The following is a 17,598-nucleotide window of genomic DNA, read 5'->3' as shown; positions in this document are numbered from 1 at the left end:
ACTGTTTCACGCCAATCAAATCGAAACGAGGAGTCCATCATGTTGTCTTCCCTTCGCACGCGCCTGGTGCTCATTTGCGTGGCCATCGTCGTCCTGTCCATGCTGGCCTTGTCGGTCGCCAATTACGTCACCACGCGCAGCAGCATGCTGGCGTCGTCGGACCAGCAGATGCAGCAGCTGCTGCAAAGCCAGTCCGCCGTGCTGGCGCAATGGGTCGATGGCAAGAAGAAAGTCATGGCCTCCGTCGTCATGTCGGCCGAGACGCCCGATCCGCTGCGCGCCTTCCAGATCGCGGAAAAGGCCGGCGATTTTGCGGAAGTGTTCATCGGCTACGCGGACAAGCGTTCCGTGTTTACCCATCCGGGCCGCCCGGCCGATTTCGATCCGACGGCGCGCGCCTGGTACACGGACACCGTCAAGGCGGGCGTGCCGATGCTCACGCCGCCATATGTGGACGCGGCCAGCCACAAGCTGGTGGTGTCGTTCACGGCGCCCGTCGGCCCGAAAGAGGCGCTGCTGGGCGTGGCGGGCGCGGACGTGCTGCTCGATACGGTGATTGCCAACGTGGTGGCGATCAAGCCGACGCCGCACAGCTTTGCCTTCCTCGTCGACCAGAGCGGCACCATCATCGCCCACGCGGACAAGGAACTGAGCCTGCAGCCGGTGACGAAACTCGATGCCGCGCTGTCGGCCGCACAGGTGAACCGCCTGGAAAGCTCGCGCGCGAGCGAGGCCGTGCGCCTCAATGAGCGCGACGGCAAGCTGTACGTGACGCGCGTGGCGGGCACCGACTGGCTGCTGGCCGTGGTGCTGGACCAGCAGGAAGCCATGCAAGCCTTGCAGACGATGCTGACGACGGCCACTGTCACCGCCGCGCTGCTGACCGGGCTGGCCGCGCTGCTGCTGTCGCTGCTGGTGTTCAAAATGCTCAAGCGCCTGGAACTGGTGCGCGACGCGCTCGACGACATCGCCTCGGGCGAGGGCGATTTGACGCGCCGCCTCGACGCTTCCGGCGTGGATGAACTGGCGCAGATCGCGGGCGCCTTCAACCGCTTCATCGACAAGATCGCCGCCGTGCTGGTGAAGATCCGCACGGCCAGCGAATCGGTCAAGGTATCGTCGTCGGAAATCGCCGCCGGCAACCAGGACCTGTCTTCGCGCACAGAACAGCAGGCGAGCTCGCTGGAAGAGACGGCCGCCTCGATGGAAGAGCTGACTTCCACCGTGAAACAGAACGCGGACAATGCGCGCCAGGCCAACCAGATGGCGCAATCGGCGTCCGGCGTGGCCAGCAAGGGCGGGCAGGTGGTGGCGCAGGTGGTCGACACCATGGCCTCGATCAATGACTCGTCGAAGAAGATCGTCGACATCATCAGCGTCATCGACGGCATCGCCTTCCAGACGAATATCCTGGCCTTGAATGCGGCAGTCGAAGCGGCGCGCGCGGGCGAGCAGGGACGCGGCTTTGCCGTGGTGGCGACGGAAGTGCGCAGCCTGGCGCAACGCTCCGCTGGCGCAGCGAAGGAAATCAAACTGCTGATCGACGATTCGGTGGGCAAGGTCGATTCGGGCGCGCGCCTGGTCGACGAGGCGGGGGCGACGATGCAGGAAATCGTCGACAGCGTGCGCCGCGTCACCGACATCATGGGCGAGATCACGGCCGCCAGCGTCGAGCAAAGCTCGGGCATCGAACAGGTGAACCAGGCCATTGCGCAGATGGACCAGGTGACGCAGCAGAATGCGGCGCTGGTGGAAGAGGCGGCGGCCGCCGCAGAAAGCCTGCAGGACCAGGCCAGCACCCTGGCGCAGGTGGTGGGCGTGTTCAAGCTCGATGACGGGCAGGCGCCGCCGCAGCAGCACCAGCACCAGCAGCAGGCCAGGCCCGTGGTGCGCGCTGCCGTCGCGCCGCGCATCGCCAGCCGCCCGGTAGCGAAGGCCGCCGCCAAGCCCGAGCGCAGCGACGAGTGGGAAACGTTCTAAGCGGTGCTCAGGCGCGCCGGGGCGCCAGGGTCGGCGCCATCTGCTTTGCGACTTCAAAAAAAGCGTTGGTGGCCGGCGTGTTCTGGCGCCGGTCGCGCACGGCCAGGCCCACCTTGCGGCTGACGGGCGGGTTCAAGGGCAGGGCGACCAGCTCCGGATACTGTTCCCGCAGCCGCTGCGGCAGGGCCAGTTCGGCCACGATGGAGACGCCGTCGCCGCGGCTGACCATGTCGAGGATGGTGATCACTTGGCTGATGCGGTAGGGGACATTGGGCTGCAAGCCCGCGTTGGCGAACAGGGGTTCGATCAGGCAGGCGCAGCCCGCCTCGGACATGATGAACGGCCCTTCGCACAGCTGCGCCAGGGTGATGGCCGTTTCGCTGGCCAGCGGGTGGCTGCGCGGCACCAGCGCCATCATCTGGTCTTCCACCAGCGGCGCCGTGTCGAAACGCTCGTCGGGCAGCACGACGAAACCCACGTCGACCCTGCGTTCGCGTATCCACTGCACCACTTCATGGTCGGCGCCTTCGTCGATGCGCAGGGCGATGCCCGGATAGCGCAGGCGGAATTGCGCCGTGATGGCCGGCAGCAGATTCAAGGACGAGGTGGGACCGAAGGAGCCGATGCGCAGGCTGCCCTGGCGCTGGCCCAGCACGTCGGCCGCTTCCTGGCGCATCGCTTCCGACAGACCGAGGATTTCGCGCGCGCGCACGAGCAGCTGGCGGCCCACGTCCGTCAGCTCGGCCGACGCCTGGTGGCGCACGATGAGGTCCACGCCCATCTCCTTTTCCAGAGCTTTTAATGCATGCGAGACGGCCGACTGGCTGATGCCCAGTTGCGCGGCGGCGGCGGAAAACCCGTGCAGTTCGGCCACCAGGGTAAAGATTTCCAGTTGCGTGAAGGTCATGCTGTGGTTTTCCTGTTATATGAGTATTTGCTCATTATTTCATGAGTTGATATTAGTATTAATATATAAGTGTACAGCATGTACGCCACCCGCCGCGCAAGCGGCTTTACAGGAACTCCCATGTCTTCTTCCGCCGTACCTTCAGCCGCCTTGCCTGCCGCGCAATCGCCGCTCGTCTATCTGAAACTGATCTGCGTCGCCCTGTTCTGGGGCGGCACCTTCATCGCGGGCCGCGTGCTGGCGCAGCAGATGCCGCCCATGACGGCCGCCAGCGGGCGCTTCGGCGTGGCCGTGCTGCTGCTCGTCGTGCTGGCATGGAAACTGGAAGGGGGCTTGCCGCGCCTGGACCGCAAGCAGCTGATGACGACGGCGGCGCTGGGCCTGACGGGCATCTTTTTATACAATCTGTGCTTCCTGGCGGCCCTGTCGCGCATGCCGGCGGGGCGCACTGCCCTGTTCGTAGCCTTGAATCCCATCGTCACGGCGCTGGCCTCGGCCATGCTGTTCCGCGAGCGGCTCGGATCGTTCAAATGGCTGGGCATCCTGCTGGCATTCTGCGGCACGGCCATCGTCATCACGCGCGGCGACCTGGCCGGCGTGCTGCACGGCACGGGCGGCGGCATCGGCGCCGGCGAAATCTTCATGTTCTGCGGCATTTCCAGCTGGGCCGCCTATACGCTGATCGGCCGGGTCGCGCTGAAGGGCTTGTCGCCCATCGCCGCCACCACGTATGCGGCGATGTGGGGCCTGGCTTTTCTGCTGGTGGGGGCGGCCGTCGAATTCCCGACCGTGCCGTGGCACAGCTTCGGCTGGCAAGTGTGGGCCGCCATCGGCTATCTGGGCGTGTTCGGCACGGTGATCGGCTTTGTCTGGTATTACGAGGGGGTGAAGGCGCTGGGCCCGTCGCGCACGGCCGTGTTCAACAACCTCGTGCCCGTGTTCGGCATCGTGCTGGCGGCGGCGCTGCTGGGCGAGCCGGTGCTCGCCTCGATGCTGCTGGGCGGTGCGGTGACGATTGCCGGCGTGGTGATGACCAACCGCCAGGGGAAATAGTTATGGGGTCAGACCCGTCGGGTCTGACCCCGGCATTCAGCCGTGCTTAGCGGGCGCGGCGGCGCTTCGATGGCTTGGCCGGCGCCTTCTTGTGCCGGCTGACGGAAGCGCGCATCACCTTCGGCTCTTCGATGCCGTTCTCGGCCGCCAGCATGCGGCGGATGTTGACGGCGTCCATGGCGCGCACGGAATTGGCGCGCGCGTTGAGCAGGATCATGGTGGCGAACTTGCCGGCCGACTTGATGCGCATGATCAGGCAGCGGCCCGCTTCATTCGTGTAGCCCGTCTTCGACAGACCGATATCCCAGCCCTTGGCGCCCACCAGGCGGTTCGTGTTGTGGTATTCCACGTCGCGGCCCTTGATCTGAATGACGTCCTTCGAATCGGTGGTGATGCGGCTGATTTCCGGGTAGCGCGAGGCGGCCACGGCCATCTTGACGAGATCGGCCGCCGTCGACTGGTTATTCGGCGACAAGCCCGTCGGTTCCTCGATCACGGTCTGGCGCATGCCCAGGGCCTTGATCTTGGCGTTGACGGCCACGGCAAACGCCGTCGGGCCGCCGGGGAAGGTGCGCGCCAGCGAGGCGGCGGCGCGGTTGTCGGACGACATCAGCGCCAGTTGCAGCACGTCGTGGCGGCTCAGGGTGGCCCCCACGGGCACGCGCGAAGTGCTGTGTTTCAAGGTGTCGACGTCCTCGCGGTCGATGCTGATCTCTTCCTGCATATTCGCCTTGGAGTCGAGCACGACCATGGCTGTCATGAGTTTGGTCAGCGAGGCGATCGGCACCACCACGTTGGAATTTTTTTCAAGCAAGACTTTGCCTGTGCCGTCTTCGACCACCAGGATCGACTGGGAACCGAAGGGCACGGCGATGGCCGCTGTCGAAAGCGTCATCAGCACCGCGGCGAACATTTTTTTGAGCATGGGATTGTATGTGGGAAAGCAGTTTTGGGGCGCCATCATGGGCGCTGCGCGCAAATCCGGAACAGGGCCGCGCGGGGACGCGGCGTGTATCTCGGAGGCAATATTTGCCAAGCTTAAACAATACCATTAAAGATCAAGCGATGTCTACGGTACAAGCCCGTGACAGGCGGCTTTGCGGGCAATTTGGCAAATAAATGGGACTATTCTTGCCGTAGTGAAAATTGTTCCGCACTTATTGATTTCATCTTGGAAACTTCGTATGTATTAAGCAATATTGGCAGTCTTGATCCGGAAGGCGCCGCACGCTTCGCCGTTGATGCCTGTTCCTTCGCGCTTCGTTGCCCCGCGCTAGGCCCCGCAAGCGGGGCGCCGTAGGCATGCGTTCATGCTTGCATCGCGGACTGCAGAGAACGCATCGTGCTAAAAAATATACGGCCTGGTACCGTAGCATCGACGCCGGGGCGCATGCAGGTGCCGGTACGCGAACTGGCCCAGCGCGGCGTGAGCTTTCGCGTCTGCAATAACACCTTGCAAGGACGCAATATCGACCGCCAGCGCGTGCTGCCCGACGCCGTCATCGTGCCCTCGGGCGTGGCCGAGCTGAGCCGCTTGCAGTGGCAGCAAGGCCATGCGTATATCCAGCCCTGACGCACGCGCCGCTGCCGGACGGCAAGGGCGCGGCGTGAAAGGGGGGCAACGCTTACTGGATCTTGGCGATCGACACTTCCGTCGATTTGACCAGCGCAATGACTTCGCTGCCCACTTTCAGGTCCAGGTCCTTGATCGAGCGCGAGGTGATCACCGAGGTGACGATGCCGTGCGGTGTTTCCACGTCCACTTCGGATACCACGGGGCCAAAGATGATTTCCTTGATCTTGCCGCGAAACTGGTTGCGTACATTCACTTCCGAGATAGCCATGATATTTCCTTTATGCCCGTAATACGCCGTGCGGCGCGACATGGCCAGAGTACGGCGCGCGCACGCTTTTGACCACGAATCGATGCGTATATCGATATGCGCAAACAGCTGCGGACATGAAAAAACCGGGACATGTCCCGGTTTCTCGTTGATGCAGATCAGATTACTTCTGATAGATCTTGTCGAATTCGCCGCCGTCGTCAAAGTGTTTCTTTTGTGCCTGTTTCCAGCCGCCAAACACCTCATCGATGGTGAACAGGGTGATCGGCTTGAAGCTGGCTGCGTATTTCTTTGCTACCGCTGGCGAACGGGGGCGCAGGTAGTGCTTGGCGACCAGTTCCTGGCCCGCTTCCGAGTACAGGTATTGCAGGTAGGCCGTGGCTTCCTTGCGGATGCCGCGGCGGTCGACGACCTTGTCGACGACGGCCACCGGCGACTCGGCCAGTATGGAGATGCTTGGATACACCACTTCGAAGTTGTCGCCGAATTCGGCGCGCACCAGTTGCACTTCGTTTTCAAATGTCACCAGCACGTCGCCGATTTCGCGCTGCGTGAAGGTGGTGGTGGCGCCGCGGCCGCCGCCGTCGAGCACGGGCACGTTCTTGAACAGCTTGGCCACCAGGTCGCGCGCCTGCGCTTCGCTGCCGCCTTTTTTCACGGCATAGCCCCAGGCTGCCAGGTAGGTGTAGCGGCCGTTGCCCGAGGTTTTCGGGTTCGGCACGATGACCTTGATGCCGGGCTTGGCCAGATCGTCCCAATCCTTGATGTGTTTCGGGTTGCCTTTGCGCACCAGATATACCATGGTGGAATAGAACGGCGCCGCATTGTTCGGGAATTTCTTGGCCCAGTCGGCCACCACGAGGCCGCGGTCGACGAGGATATCGATGTCATTGGCCTGGTTCATGGTCACGACGGACGCTTCCAGGCCGTCGGCCACGGAGCGCGCCTGCTTGCTCGAACCGCCGTGCGATTGCTTGATGGTGATGGTTTCGCCCGTTTTGGCTTTCCAATCCGCAATAAATGCGGGATTCACATCCTTGAACAATTCGCGCATCACGTCGTACGAGGCGTTCAGCAAGACCACGGGTTCGGCGGCGGACACGCTCATGGGCAGGCTCATGGCGGCAGCGGAAGCGGCCAGGGCGCTGGCCAGGAACCAGCGGCGCGAGCGTTGGGTGAGTGTCGCTGCGGCAGTCGATACGGCGTTGGAATGGGTCATGTTGAACTCTTGTTGTGAGAATAGACAGACATAGTCTAAAATTCCGGCCGGAAAAGAAACGAATTTTTCGTAATATGCTTAGATACGATTCCCGTTTGCGCTAAAAAACAGATATCGATTTTTGGAAACATTCGTGGGCAAGGCGCGCATCAGCACTTAGTCTGCAGGCATGGCGCCATAGGCAAAACCAGCGCGTGGCGTGCGGCAAAAAACCCGATTGCGCCGCTTGGTGTATAGTCGAATCGCACGATACAGGGGTAAAACCGTCTGCATCGGCAACTGGAATATTTTGTGAGCGTACATGAGTCTTGAAATTCGTATTGCAACATCGACCGACGCTTTCGAGGCGTGCAACGTATTACGACGCTCCATCGTCGAATGCTGCAGCCTCGATCATCGGGACGATCCGGCCATCCTGGAAGCCTGGCTGGGCAATAAAACACCGCAGATGGTGGCGTGCTGGTTTGCGTCGCCCACCAATTTTTCGCTGGTCGCAGTCGAGCAGGGCGCCGTCGTCGGCGTCGGCTTGCTGACGCGCGCCGGCAAGCTGGCCCTGTGCTACCTGCTGCCCGAGGCGCAAGGCCGCGGCGCCGGCAAGGCGCTGGTGGAGCAGCTGGAAGCGCAGGCGCGCGAGTGGGGCATCAAGGCCCTGCAACTGCACAGCACGGCCAGCAGCCAGGCCTTTTTCGTCAAGCAGGGCTACATCGAGGCGGGCAATGTGCGTTCGCCGTATGGCGTGGAAACGATTTTTTGCTGGAAACAGATTGACCCCGCAGGCATCGCCAGCGGCGACCCCAAGCGCAAGCGCTTCTGCAACTGCAATTCGGCCTGACGGCCCGCCAGCACTTCAGCCCGCCCATCCGGCGGCGGGCCTTTCCCTCCCTTTGAATCTTTCCCTTTAGTTTCCCTTCAGTAACTGATCTGGATATACACGCCTTGCGGCGCTGCATCGTTTGCGGGCAGCAAGGTGCCGCCGGCAAACAGTTTCAGTTCGCCGGGCGCGAACGCCAGCCAGTCCTCGTTTTGCGTCAAGGGATGCGTGGCGATGACGGCGATGCGGTCGTCCAGATGGTTGTGCTGGCGAAAATCGATGCTGCGCTCGCAGTCGATCAGTTGCGCCACGGAGAACGGGTATTCGCGGATCACATAGTGCAGATGCGTGGAACAGTGGGCAAACAGCAGTTCGCCGTCCGACAGGATGAAATTGAAGGTGCCGTGCGCGGCGATGTCCTTGGCGACCTCGGCGATGGCGGCGCGCAGGACGGCGCGCGCGGGCTCACCGGCGTGAAACTGCGCGCGCAAGCGGGCCAGCAGGTGGCAGAACGCCTGTTCGCTGTCCGTGTCGCCGCTGGCCTGGTAATGCGCATTGGCGGGCGCGCGCCACGTTTTGAGATCGCCGTTGTGGGCGAAGGACCAGGTCTTGCCCCACAGTTCGCGGGCGAACGGGTGGGTGTTTTCCGGCGCGATGCGGCCCTGAGTGGCCTTGCGGATGTGCGCGACGATGTTTTTCGCCTTCACGGGATGTTGCTGCACCTGGGCGGCCAGCGGCGAATCGATGGCGGCCAGGTGATCGGTCAGCAAAGTGCAGCCGCTACCGGAATGATAGGCGATGCCCCAGCCGTCGCGGTGCTCGTCCGTGCGGCCGCCCCGTTCGGCAAAGCCGGCAAAGGAAAATCCCAGCGCGGCCGGCTTGCTGCTGTTCATTGCGAGTAACTGGCACATGGCGGCCCTTCCTGGTGGTATCGGTACACGCCCACAGTAAAGGCCGGCGCAGGGCGCTGGAACGAATGTTTCCGACTATCGATATGCGCCGTCCGTTGTGTCGTCCATATTTGCTGCGCGCATATCAAATGGCGAAACCATTCGTTCTCCTTTGCTTGGCGCGGCCTTACTCTGCACACTTTGGCGCCGTCGTCCCCATGCGGGACGCCGGCGCAGTCCGATGAAGGAGCACGTATGCCATTTCCCGTCCTGAAGAACTACCTGGCCCGCCTGTCGCACCAAACCCAGGCCGGCACCAGCGTCTGGCTCGACGGCGAAGGCAGGGCGCTGGGGCGCTTCTTCAATTGCACCATGACCAGCGCCTTCCAGCCGCTGCGCGAACTCGACAGCGGCAAGCTGGTGGCGTTCGAGGGACTGGCGCGCAGCGTGTCGAAGGCGGACGAGGGCTTGTCGCTGTGGCGCTTGCTCGACCACGCGGCCAGCGACGACGAATCCGTGGAGCTGGACCGGCTGTGCCGCATGCTGCACGCCATTAATTTCTTTCGCCAGAGCGAAGCGGAGCAGTCGGACCTGTACCTGAACGTGCATGACCGCTTGCTCAGCGCCGTCAGCAGCAACCATGGCCACGCCTTCCAGCGCATCCTCGACGCGCTGGGCTTGCCCATCGAGCGCATCGTGCTGCAATTGCCGGCGGTGACGCCGAACCAGGGCTGGCTGCTCAACTACGTGGCCGACAATTACCGGCGCAACGGTTTCCGCCTGGCCATCAACGTGGCCAGCGTGCACGAGGCAACGGGCATGCTGGAGCGCTTGCACCCGCATGCGTTCGAGCTCGACGCGGGCAACCTCAGCGACGAGCAAGCCGTCGCCAGCTTCGTCACCGTGTGCCATGCGGCGAAGATCCGCGTCATTTTCAAGCGCCTCGACACGCCGGCCGCGCTGGCCGCGCTGCAGCGCATCGCCGCCGTCACGGGCTTGCCCATCGTCGCCCAGGGCTATTTATTGGACAAGCCCCTGACGGCGCTGGCGCTGGCAAACCGCGACGTCGCGGCCAGTGCGGCCGCCGTGTAGGATGCCGAATCCTGAAATGAGGGCGGCACGATAGGCATTGAGGGTTTTTCTTCGCAGCACAATACGCTATAGTATTCCCATCGTTACATTGGACTGACTATGGCATCGCGCAGAAATTTTCTACATCACGGTATGGGCCTGGCCGCGCTGGGCCTGGTAGCCACCCCACTCATCGGCTGCGCTTCGCGCACGGCCGCTCCCGCCTCGGCTTCGGCCAGCGCCAAGCCGCGTGCGCCGCGCACGGGCGTGCCGCCCCAGCCGACGCAACTGGCCAGCGTCGACCGCTCGATCACCTCGCAGTCGCGCCAGGCGATCACGGAGATGGAGCCGCCACCCGACATCTTCGATGCGCAGGCACTGGACCTGGAATTCTGGCTCAAGCCCCGCACCCTGGAAGTGGTGCGCCCGGCCAGCAATGAAAAGGCGAAACTGCTGTACTGGAAAGATGGCGAAGTCATCGATTCGGCCTACCAGGAACTGTGCCACTTGCTGCGCGACGTGAACGGCAAGAAGACGGCGCCCATCGACCCGAAACTGCTGGAAACCCTGTGGGGCACGCAAGCGTTCGTGGCCCGCTACGGCATCGAGCAGCCGCTGGAAATCCTGTCGGGCTACCGCACGGCCGAATCGAACGGCAAGCTGCGCGAAGCGGGCGTGCCGGCCGCGCGCCAGTCGCTGCACATCTCGGGCCGCGCCGCCGATATCCGCGTGGCGAATCTGAACGCGGAAGTGCTCGGTTCGCTCGTGCGGAGCTTCAAGCAGGGCGGCGTGGGCTTCTATTACCGCTCCGGCCCTCGTGGCGGCTGGATCCATGCGGATACGGGATTGCAGCGCGTCTGGAAAGGTTAAACACCTGACCAAACCTCGCTTGGCGCGCTTTGCGGCCTGTGATGCTCGCCGTACCTTGGTACGGCTGCGCGTCTCGACCACAAATCACTGTCGCTCGCTACGGTTTTGTCAGGCGTTTGTTTGATCAGTCGTAGTGATACGGCGGCTCCGGCACGCTATCGGTGCCGGCGCGCCGCCATTCGTCGAAATTCACGGGGCGCTCCCAGAAAATGTGCCAGCCCAGGCGCTGGCTGGCCCGCACCTCAGGGTGCGCCTGCAGATAGCCGTCGATGAAACGGGTAAAGTCCGATACGTAACCGCTGCGGCGGTAGGGAAGTCGATGCGGCATGGCTGCTCCTTTCTTGCCTGGCCTGGCTTTTGACCTCTGGCGCACGCAAAAGTGCCGCGCTCTCTTCCATGAAACTCTCCAGCCATAACATCGAACTGTTCCTGGCCGTCGTCGACGGCGGCTCGTTCTCGGCCGCCGCGCGCGCCTTGCGCAGGGCGCCGTCGGCCGTCAGCATGGCGATGGCCAACATCGAGGCGGAACTGGGTATCGCCCTGTTCGACCGGGGCGCGCGCGAAGCCGTGCCCACGCCGGCCGCGATGGCGCTGCTGCCCCACGCGCGCCTGATCGCCGAGCAGCTGAAGCAGTTGCACCTGCATGTGCAGGAATTGTCGCAGGGACTGGAAAGCCGCATTTCGCTCGGTATCGCGGCCGAACTCGACCATGCGCCTTTTCTCGCCGCCGTGCGCGCGCTGTCGCAGCGCCATCCGCTGCTCGACATCGAAGTGCTGACGGCGCCGCAGGACGATGTGCTCGACATGCTGCACCGGGGCCGCATCAGCGCGTGCATGGCCTTTGCCGGCGGGCGCATCAACCACGAGGAACAGTTCCAGCTGGTGGGCAGTGATGCCTTGCTGGCGATTATTTCTACCCAGCATCCACCCGACGTGGCGGGCCGGCCCCTGTATATCGAGGAATTGGTGAATTTGCGCCAGATTATCGTGGCCAGCCGCGAACTCGACCTGGCCGATGCGCGCCCCGTGGTGGGGCTGTCCTACTGGCGCACCGACAGTTTGCCGATGGCGCTGGCGATGGTGGAGGCGGGACTGGGCTGGGGTAACTTTGCCGCCTCGGCCATCAAGGAATCACTGGCGGCGGGGCGGGTGCGCTGCGTGGCGTTCAAGAATACGGGCAATGGCCTGGTCGTGCCCATCCACCTCGTGTGGATGAAGGACCGGCCGCTGGGCATGGCGGCGCGGTCCTTTCTTCAGTTGCTCAGCGAAGCGGCCTGAGCATCATTGGGCTCCTCCTTCGGCTGCTGAGCCGACAGGGGCACGCCGAACAGGCCGTCGAAGAAGTAATTGAAGATGAAGCTGTAGCAGGGGATGATCAGCATCAGCGCGAAGTCCAGCACGAACGCTTGCCACAGGCTGATATCGAGCCACCAGGCGATCAGCGGGATCAGGTAGATGACAAGTGTGATCTGGAAGCCGATCGCATGCAGGATACGGCGCCAGACGGTGCGCGTGCGCGATACTTGCCGGATTTCCCAGTATTCGAAGGCCGTGTTGTAGAGCAGGTTCCAGATCACGGCGATGGTGGTGATCATGATGGCCAGCGGGCCCGTGCTGGTGGGCGACTCGCCTGAAAGCAGGGTCAGCCAGGCCGTGGAAATGGCCATGCCGATGATTTCAAAGGCGGTGACGTAGACGATTTTGCGTTTGATGCCTTGCATGTAAAACCTGTAAAGAAGAGATGGCGCGTATTTTAAGTCAGTCATGCTGATGCTAAAAGTTGATGGCTATCAGTTTTTCTGATGGATGTGGCGTGGAATTACCATGCTTGCCGCGAACGAGGGATAATGGCGGCTGGCGGGCAAACGCTCCCCTGCATCACGGCAGCACATCACCGCAGAACATCACCGCAGAAAAGGTCAACGAGCATGCAAGGCGCAGCAGACAGCAACATTCCCGATCTCCCGGATTCCCCCGCCAGCGCGGAAGAGCGTCCCCGTTTCCGTCCCCGTCCGTGGGAGCACCTGGAAACGCCATATGACGTGGAAGTGTGGATCGAGGAACATAATCGCAGCATGCAGGACAATATCCGCGCCACGGAAACGGGCGTGGGCATCTGCTTTACCCTGGCCGAAGGGGGCGACATCTATATGCAGACGAGCGCCGACGGCGCCGTCGTGCTCGACGTGACGCCGGACGCGGCCTGGGTGTCTCCCCTGATCAGCGCCGCCACGGGCTGCCAGACGCCCGTTTCGTCCTTGTGGATATTGCCTGACGATAAGCTGATCCAGCTGATCGTGGGCCTGTCGAGCCTGGTGGCCAGCACCTTGCTGGTGGTGGGCCATGATTTCGGCTTGCGCCGGCACCGCATGGGCCGCTGAATCGTATCCACTGCAGTGAGGCGGGCGGCCATGCCCCTTGTCCGGCTCCGCTTTGCGCTGTATGATGCGGGCGTTGCAAAATATGCCATGCCGCGCCAGGTATGCCTTCCGTCTACATTCCGATGAAAAGCCTGTGATGCATAATGACAAACTGGACCTCCGCAACATCAGCCTGGTGTGCGTGGAAACGCGTTATCCCGACTTGGCCAGCTTTGCCATCGAGCGTTGCCTGGCCGGCGCCGATTTCAAGGAGTGTTTGCTGTTCACGTCCCGCCTGCATGATTTGCCCCCGCATATACGCCAGGTACTGATCGCCCCCATCGAGAGCGTGGAGGCGTATTCGGCATTCATGGTGCATGAGCTGGGCACCCATTTCAGCGGCACACATGTGCTCATCATGCAGTGGGACAGTTTCATTGTGGATGCGCGCCAATGGCAGAACGCTTTCCTGGACTGCGATTACATAGGCGCACCGTGGTCGCATCGCCCTGTGGCCGTCGGTAATGGCGGCTTTTCCTTGCGATCGCGGCGCCTGTATGAGGTCTTGCCTCAGCTGGCCATCACGCAAGTCCATCCCGAGGACTATGCGATCTGTGAGTTGCATGGCGAGCGGTTGCGCGACGATTTTGGCGTGCGCTTTGCCGATGCCGGTCTGGCCTCCAACTTTGCGTTTGAATGTGTGGACCCCACCGGCCCCACGTTCGGTTTTCATGGGTTTTTCAACTTTGGCCGGGTGCTGGACGATGTGGCGCTGCGCGATTACCTGCTCCTGTGCGACGATGCCATCATGCATGCGTCCGCCGTGCGCAGGTTGATCAAGCAGTTGTATGGTTCCGGCCGCTATCGGATGGCGACCCAGGTATTGCGCCGGCGTCTCAACGGTGGCGCAGCCATGTTCGCCGACGCCTGCCTGCTTGCCTTGCGCGCTGGCTGGCATGCGCTCACGCGTGGCCGCTCGCGCGCCGCAGCGTTGCCGGCGCAGCTGTCCTGACGGCCCCTGCCTGTGGTGAATGTGGCATATGGGCAGGCATGGCTCGACACTGCGCGTGACGCGTGCTAGTCTCGCTACTGCACCCACCTGTTTGCCAAGGCGGCCGTGCAAAGGACAGCCATGGATACAGCACCGCAAGCGGTACCTGCTCTGGATTCCTCCCCGCTCGGCCACGACGGCGTGCCGCGCCATGTCGCGCCCCTGCTTGACGATGGCGTCTTCAGTCCGGAACGGATGAAGGCCGAACGCGAACAAGCTTATTTCAACGATTTATACCTGCTGGCGCCCGTTGCCTATTTCGTGCTCGGTCTCGATGGCGTGATCCTGCAGGTCAACCTGGTGGCGGCGGAACTGTTCGGCCTGGCGCGGGGGCATCCCGGCCACGTGCTGTTCCGTTCCTATGTGCACGAGGCATTCCGCCACGATTACGACCAGTTCGTGCAGCGCGTGCTCAACAGCAGTGAACCCGAGCGCATCCAGCTGCAGGTACAGCTGCCGCCGCCGCGTCCCGGCGCGCGCGAGGCCGGCTTGCCCGTCAGCCTGCTGGGCAGCGCCGATCCGAACGGCCAGGCGCTGCGCCTGGTGCTGGAGCAGGCCGAAGGCAAGCTGGCCGCGCTCGAACGCAGCGAAGAGCGTTTCCGGCGCATCGTGCACAGCGCCGAGGAGGGCATCTGGGAAATCGATGCGCAGGCGCTGACGAGCTTTGTCAATCCGAAGATGGCGCAGATGCTCGATTGCCAGATCGAGGATATGCTGGGCCAGCCGCTGGCCGCCTTCATGGACGAGGAGGGGCGCGCCATCCTGGAGCGCAACATTGCGCGGCGGCAGGACGGCATCGTCGAGCGCCACGAATTCAAGTTCCTGCGGCGTGACGGCAGCACCCTGTGGGCCACCCTGGCTACCAATCCCATCTTCGACTCCGCCGGCACCTACCTGGGCGCGCTGGCGCTGGTCAGCGACATCACGGCGCAGCGCGCGGCGTCCGAGCGCATCTGGCGGCAAGCCAATTTCGACCAGCTGACAGGCTTGCCGAACCGCCACATGTTTCTCGACCGCTTGCAGCACGAGGCGGCCCATGCCAAACGCGAAGGCGCTTGCCTGGCCCTGCTGTTCATCGACCTCGACCATTTCAAGCAGGTGAATGACCGCCTCGGTCACGAGAAGGGCGACATGCTGCTGCGCCAGGCGGCGCAACGCATCAGCGAGCGCGTGCGCGCCACCGATACGGTGGCACGCCTGGGCGGCGACGAATTCACCGTCATCCTGGCCGGCGTGGGGCAGCTGGGCGGCATCGAGCGCGTGCTGCAAGAGCTGACGGCCGCGCTGGCCCTGCCGTTCATGCTCGACGGCGACACGGCGCAAGTGTCGGCCAGCGTGGGCGTGGCCCTGTATCCGGCCGACGCCGAGGCGCCGGACACCTTGCTGCGGCATGCGGACCAGGCCATGTATGCGGCCAAGAGTGCGGGGCGCAACGGCTACAGCTATTTCACGCCGGCCTTGCAGCAGGCGGCCGAATTACGCCGCAGCACGGTGCGCGAGATGCGCCTGGCGCTGGCGCAGGACCAGTTCGAAGTGCATTACCAGCCCATCGTCCGCCTGCGCGATGGCGCCATCGAGCGGGCCGAGGCGCTGTTGCGCTGGCGACATCCGCTGCGCGGCTTGCTGGTGCCTGCCGATTTCATCGCCTTTGCCGAGGCGAACGGTCTGATCATCGATATCGGCGAGTGGGTGTTTCGCCAGGTTGTGCGCCAGGCGCGCAAGTGGCAGGACGAGCATGGCGCTCCGTTCCAGATCAGCATCAACAAGTCGGCCATGGAATTTCGCTGCGACGCCGCGCTGTACCAGGACTGGGGCGGGCATCTGGCGCGCCAGGGGCTGGCGCCGGGTGCCATCGTCATCGAGACGAGGGAAGCGGTGCTGCTCGACGAGGGGCGCCAGGTGGTCGACCGCCTGCGCCAGTTCCGCGCCATGGGCCTGGCCCTGGCGCTCGATGATTTCGGCAGCGGCCAGGTGTCGCTTGCGTGCATCAAGAAGGCCGACATCGATTTTCTCAAGATCGGCCGTTCCCTGGTTGGCGAGCTGGGGCGCGATGGCGACGGGCAGGGCCTGTGCGAGGCGATCATCGCGCTGGCGCAGCGGCTGGGGCTGAAAGTCGTGGCCGAAGGCGTGGAGACGGCGTCGCAGCGCGACCTGCTGCGCGCCGCCGGCTGCGACTATGCGCAAGGGTACTTTTTTTCGCGCGCGCTGCCGGCGGGGCAGATGGACCGCCTGCTGGCGTCTCAGCCGGCGGCCTGAAGCGTTTCCTGCGCCTGTCCGGCGCCTTCCATCAGCTCTTCCACGGCGGCCAGCGTCTCGGCGGCGCTGACCGAGGCCAGTGTCAGGCCCGGCGCCAGAATGACGCGGTAATGGCGGCTGGCCGGATAGAACCAGCGGTAGTTGTCGGTGCGGATGTAGTAGCCGACGATTTTCTTGTCGTATGCCGAGGCGATGTGGATCACCGACGTGTCGGGCGACAGCACCAGTTCGCAGCGGCGGATCAGGGCCGCCAGCTCCAGGATGTGGCCCGTGGGTGGCGCGCTCATCACGTTGGCATGGCCGGCGCCGCGCACGATTTCGGCGGCGCGCGCCTCGGTGCCCGGCGCGGCGATTACCAGCAGCGCATGGCGCGGATAGCGTGCCGCCAGGGCTGCGCAGCAGCGCTGGGCGTCGGCCACGCTGACCGTGCGCTGCGCATTGCTGCCCTGGAAATTGAGGCAGAACAAGCCTTCATGTGTACGCAGCAAGGTGTCGCAGGCGGCGTCGACCCGGGCCGCGTGCGCATCCACGCCGAACAGTTCATAGCGCATATCGATGTCGCGCAAGCCAAATTGTTCGAAGGTGGCGAAAAAGCTGTGCAGGATGTGGCGGCTGCGGTCGCAGGACACGGTATGGTCGAACATGCCCAGCTTCGCCGTCGAGGTGCCGTACTTGGGAATGGCAAAGCCCGTCAGATAGCGCGCACCCAGCCATTTGATACGCAGCAGCAAGGGAATCGAAAAGCGGTTGTAGGGATTGAAGATGACGTCGTAGCGGCGCCGGCGCAGCTCGGCGATGGTGCTGCGCAAGTCGCGCAGCAGCGGCTGCTTGTCCCAGATCAGGATTTCGTTCACATGCGGGTTGTCGGCGATGACATCGCGGTTGGCGCTGCTGGCGGCCACGTCGATCTGCCAATGCGGATAGTTTTTCTTCAGCTCGCGCAGCAGGGCCGAGGTGACGATCATGTCGCCGATCTTGTCGTTGCGCAAAATCAGTACCTTGCGCACCTTGGCGATATCGAGGGGCTGCTTGCCGGATTTGCCCAGCAGGGCATAGCTGATCAGCCGGGCGGCGGTTTTTATCAAGGAAACTCCGGAAGTAGATGGCGACAGCAGCATCTTACGGATTGGCTATGTCACCGTCAAATGTGGGAACTCGCCCAATGTTGCCTTCAATAATGTTTCTGGGGAGCGGATGCGCCCGGCGTCGAGTATCCAGCGCCACCCCAGGTAATTCGGCAGGTAGCGCGTCGCCACGCCGTGAAAGATGCGCAGCCAGCCGCGCAA

At 63.5% G+C, this 17,598-nt stretch carries 18 protein-coding genes and 1 pseudogene; 10 read left to right on the top strand and 9 right to left on the bottom strand.

The features are described 5' to 3' along the window. The first annotated feature begins 39 nt into the window (after nt 1-39). Nucleotides 40-1,980: a methyl-accepting chemotaxis protein gene (locus tag AC1Q6X_RS27175; protein ID WP_492498941.1), complete on the top strand. Its 1,941-nt coding sequence runs from the start codon at nt 40-42 to the stop codon at nt 1,978-1,980. Nucleotides 1,981-1,987: 7 nt separating this feature from the next. Here the strand turns inward: AC1Q6X_RS27175 and AC1Q6X_RS27170 are convergent, their stop codons facing one another. Beyond that, entirely contained in the window at nt 1,988-2,887 is a 900-nt protein-coding gene (locus AC1Q6X_RS27170) for a LysR family transcriptional regulator (protein WP_436501537.1), read from the bottom strand. A gap of 120 nt (nt 2,888-3,007) precedes the next feature. Between AC1Q6X_RS27170 and AC1Q6X_RS27165 the strand changes: the two genes are divergently transcribed. Then, a complete protein-coding gene (locus AC1Q6X_RS27165; protein WP_230505557.1) occupies nt 3,008-3,940 on the top strand; it encodes a DMT family transporter in 933 nt (310 codons plus the stop codon). A 46-nt stretch (nt 3,941-3,986) separates the two neighbouring features. On the opposite strand, the gene AC1Q6X_RS27160 is transcribed toward AC1Q6X_RS27165, so the two are convergent. Then, nucleotides 3,987-4,865 carry a serine hydrolase gene (locus tag AC1Q6X_RS27160; RefSeq protein WP_034778183.1) on the bottom strand — a complete coding sequence of 293 codons (879 nt, stop codon included), beginning with the start codon at nt 4,863-4,865 and terminating at the stop codon, nt 3,987-3,989. 417 nt (nt 4,866-5,282) lie between these two features. Here AC1Q6X_RS27160 and AC1Q6X_RS27155 point away from each other — a divergent pair, with 417 nt between their 5' ends. Beyond that, on the top strand, nt 5,283-5,513 hold the full coding sequence (locus AC1Q6X_RS27155; RefSeq protein ID WP_492498940.1) for a DsrE family protein: 231 nt from the start codon (nt 5,283-5,285) through the stop codon (nt 5,511-5,513). A gap of 52 nt (nt 5,514-5,565) precedes the next feature. Here the strand turns inward: AC1Q6X_RS27155 and AC1Q6X_RS27150 are convergent, their stop codons facing one another. Together AC1Q6X_RS27150 and AC1Q6X_RS27145 are read right to left on the bottom strand one after the other, a co-directional pair. After that, a complete protein-coding gene (locus AC1Q6X_RS27150) occupies nt 5,566-5,784 on the bottom strand; it encodes a TOBE domain-containing protein (RefSeq protein WP_034757699.1) in 219 nt (72 codons plus the stop codon). Nucleotides 5,785-5,947: 163 nt separating this feature from the next. Continuing rightward, a complete protein-coding gene (locus AC1Q6X_RS27145; protein ID WP_141749894.1) occupies nt 5,948-7,003 on the bottom strand; it encodes a sulfate ABC transporter substrate-binding protein in 1,056 nt (351 codons plus the stop codon). Between the two features lie 301 nt (nt 7,004-7,304). On the opposite strand from AC1Q6X_RS27145, the gene AC1Q6X_RS27140 reads away from it, so the two are divergent. Next, nucleotides 7,305-7,835: a GNAT family N-acetyltransferase gene (locus AC1Q6X_RS27140; protein ID WP_070291260.1), complete on the top strand. Its 531-nt coding sequence runs from the start codon at nt 7,305-7,307 to the stop codon at nt 7,833-7,835. 77 nt (nt 7,836-7,912) lie between these two features. On the opposite strand, the gene AC1Q6X_RS27135 is transcribed toward AC1Q6X_RS27140, so the two are convergent. Continuing rightward, nucleotides 7,913-8,725, bottom strand: coding sequence for a class II glutamine amidotransferase (locus AC1Q6X_RS27135; RefSeq protein ID WP_492498939.1), 813 nt, complete (start codon nt 8,723-8,725; stop codon nt 7,913-7,915). 234 nt (nt 8,726-8,959) lie between these two features. On the opposite strand from AC1Q6X_RS27135, the gene AC1Q6X_RS27130 reads away from it, so the two are divergent. Continuing rightward, a complete protein-coding gene (locus tag AC1Q6X_RS27130) occupies nt 8,960-9,796 on the top strand; it encodes an EAL domain-containing protein (protein WP_492498938.1) in 837 nt (278 codons plus the stop codon). Nucleotides 9,797-9,895: 99 nt separating this feature from the next. Further along, on the top strand, nt 9,896-10,645 hold the full coding sequence (locus AC1Q6X_RS27125; protein WP_373633025.1) for a YcbK family protein: 750 nt from the start codon (nt 9,896-9,898) through the stop codon (nt 10,643-10,645). 124 nt (nt 10,646-10,769) lie between these two features. On the opposite strand, the gene AC1Q6X_RS27120 is transcribed toward AC1Q6X_RS27125, so the two are convergent. Then, nucleotides 10,770-10,973, bottom strand: coding sequence for a DUF3460 family protein (locus AC1Q6X_RS27120; protein ID WP_230505564.1), 204 nt, complete (start codon nt 10,971-10,973; stop codon nt 10,770-10,772). Nucleotides 10,974-11,041: 68 nt separating this feature from the next. On the opposite strand from AC1Q6X_RS27120, the gene AC1Q6X_RS27115 reads away from it, so the two are divergent. Further along, on the top strand, nt 11,042-11,923 hold the full coding sequence (locus tag AC1Q6X_RS27115) for a LysR family transcriptional regulator (RefSeq protein ID WP_070224838.1): 882 nt from the start codon (nt 11,042-11,044) through the stop codon (nt 11,921-11,923). Here AC1Q6X_RS27115 and AC1Q6X_RS27110 read toward each other — a convergent pair. Further along, nucleotides 11,899-12,366: a PACE efflux transporter gene (locus tag AC1Q6X_RS27110; RefSeq protein WP_070224839.1), complete on the bottom strand. Its 468-nt coding sequence runs from the start codon at nt 12,364-12,366 to the stop codon at nt 11,899-11,901. The two genes, AC1Q6X_RS27115 and AC1Q6X_RS27110, sit on opposite strands and share 25 nt — an antisense overlap. Before the next feature lie 207 nt (nt 12,367-12,573). Here AC1Q6X_RS27110 and AC1Q6X_RS27105 point away from each other — a divergent pair, with 207 nt between their 5' ends. The 3 genes from AC1Q6X_RS27105 (at nt 12,574) to AC1Q6X_RS27095 (ending at nt 16,312) form a co-directional block, all read left to right on the top strand. Next, on the top strand, nt 12,574-13,026 hold the full coding sequence (locus tag AC1Q6X_RS27105; protein ID WP_492498937.1) for a hypothetical protein: 453 nt from the start codon (nt 12,574-12,576) through the stop codon (nt 13,024-13,026). 37 nt (nt 13,027-13,063) lie between these two features. Beyond that, the gene (locus tag AC1Q6X_RS27100) at nt 13,064-14,017 is read left to right on the top strand and encodes a DUF5672 family protein (RefSeq protein ID WP_492498936.1); all 954 of its coding nucleotides are present in this window, start codon (nt 13,064-13,066) and stop codon (nt 14,015-14,017) included. A 120-nt stretch (nt 14,018-14,137) separates the two neighbouring features. Beyond that, nucleotides 14,138-16,312, top strand: a complete 2,175-nt coding sequence (locus tag AC1Q6X_RS27095) for a putative bifunctional diguanylate cyclase/phosphodiesterase (RefSeq protein WP_492498935.1) — start codon at nt 14,138-14,140, stop codon at nt 16,310-16,312. Here AC1Q6X_RS27095 and AC1Q6X_RS27090 read toward each other — a convergent pair. After that, a complete protein-coding gene (locus tag AC1Q6X_RS27090; protein WP_492498934.1) occupies nt 16,297-17,397 on the bottom strand; it encodes a glycosyltransferase family 9 protein in 1,101 nt (366 codons plus the stop codon). The two genes, AC1Q6X_RS27095 and AC1Q6X_RS27090, sit on opposite strands and share 16 nt — an antisense overlap. Before the next feature lie 45 nt (nt 17,398-17,442). Continuing rightward, nucleotides 17,443-17,598 (bottom strand): annotated as a pseudogene (locus AC1Q6X_RS27085) (IS1595 family transposase); the annotation flags it as partial.

Source organism: Janthinobacterium sp. GW823-FHT06H09 (assembly GCF_058794735.1).
The sequence above is the reverse complement of the archived record's forward strand: the minus strand, read 5'-3'. Positions and strand labels throughout refer to the sequence as shown.

Bases quoted from the DNA above. Each gene is read 5' to 3' on its own strand.
- AC1Q6X_RS27170 (WP_436501537.1), bottom strand. From the start codon at position 2,887: ATGACCTTCACGCAACTGGAAATCTTTACCCTGGTGGCCGAACTGCAC.
- AC1Q6X_RS27160 (WP_034778183.1), bottom strand. From the start codon at position 4,865: ATGCTCAAAAAAATGTTCGCCGCGGTGCTGATGACGCTTTCGACAGCG.
- AC1Q6X_RS27115 (WP_070224838.1), top strand. From the start codon at position 11,042: ATGAAACTCTCCAGCCATAACATCGAACTGTTCCTGGCCGTCGTCGAC.
- AC1Q6X_RS27095 (WP_492498935.1), top strand. From the start codon at position 14,138: ATGGATACAGCACCGCAAGCGGTACCTGCTCTGGATTCCTCCCCGCTC.
- AC1Q6X_RS27105 (WP_492498937.1), top strand. From the start codon at position 12,574: ATGCAAGGCGCAGCAGACAGCAACATTCCCGATCTCCCGGATTCCCCC.
- AC1Q6X_RS27145 (WP_141749894.1), bottom strand. From the start codon at position 7,003: ATGACCCATTCCAACGCCGTATCGACTGCCGCAGCGACACTCACCCAA.
- AC1Q6X_RS27175 (WP_492498941.1), top strand. From the start codon at position 40: ATGTTGTCTTCCCTTCGCACGCGCCTGGTGCTCATTTGCGTGGCCATC.
- AC1Q6X_RS27125 (WP_373633025.1), top strand. From the start codon at position 9,896: ATGGCATCGCGCAGAAATTTTCTACATCACGGTATGGGCCTGGCCGCG.
- AC1Q6X_RS27130 (WP_492498938.1), top strand. From the start codon at position 8,960: ATGCCATTTCCCGTCCTGAAGAACTACCTGGCCCGCCTGTCGCACCAA.
- AC1Q6X_RS27110 (WP_070224839.1), bottom strand. From the start codon at position 12,366: ATGCAAGGCATCAAACGCAAAATCGTCTACGTCACCGCCTTTGAAATC.
- AC1Q6X_RS27120 (WP_230505564.1), bottom strand. From the start codon at position 10,973: ATGCCGCATCGACTTCCCTACCGCCGCAGCGGTTACGTATCGGACTTT.
- AC1Q6X_RS27150 (WP_034757699.1), bottom strand. From the start codon at position 5,784: ATGGCTATCTCGGAAGTGAATGTACGCAACCAGTTTCGCGGCAAGATC.
- AC1Q6X_RS27165 (WP_230505557.1), top strand. From the start codon at position 3,008: ATGTCTTCTTCCGCCGTACCTTCAGCCGCCTTGCCTGCCGCGCAATCG.
- AC1Q6X_RS27135 (WP_492498939.1), bottom strand. From the start codon at position 8,725: ATGTGCCAGTTACTCGCAATGAACAGCAGCAAGCCGGCCGCGCTGGGA.
- AC1Q6X_RS27140 (WP_070291260.1), top strand. From the start codon at position 7,305: ATGAGTCTTGAAATTCGTATTGCAACATCGACCGACGCTTTCGAGGCG.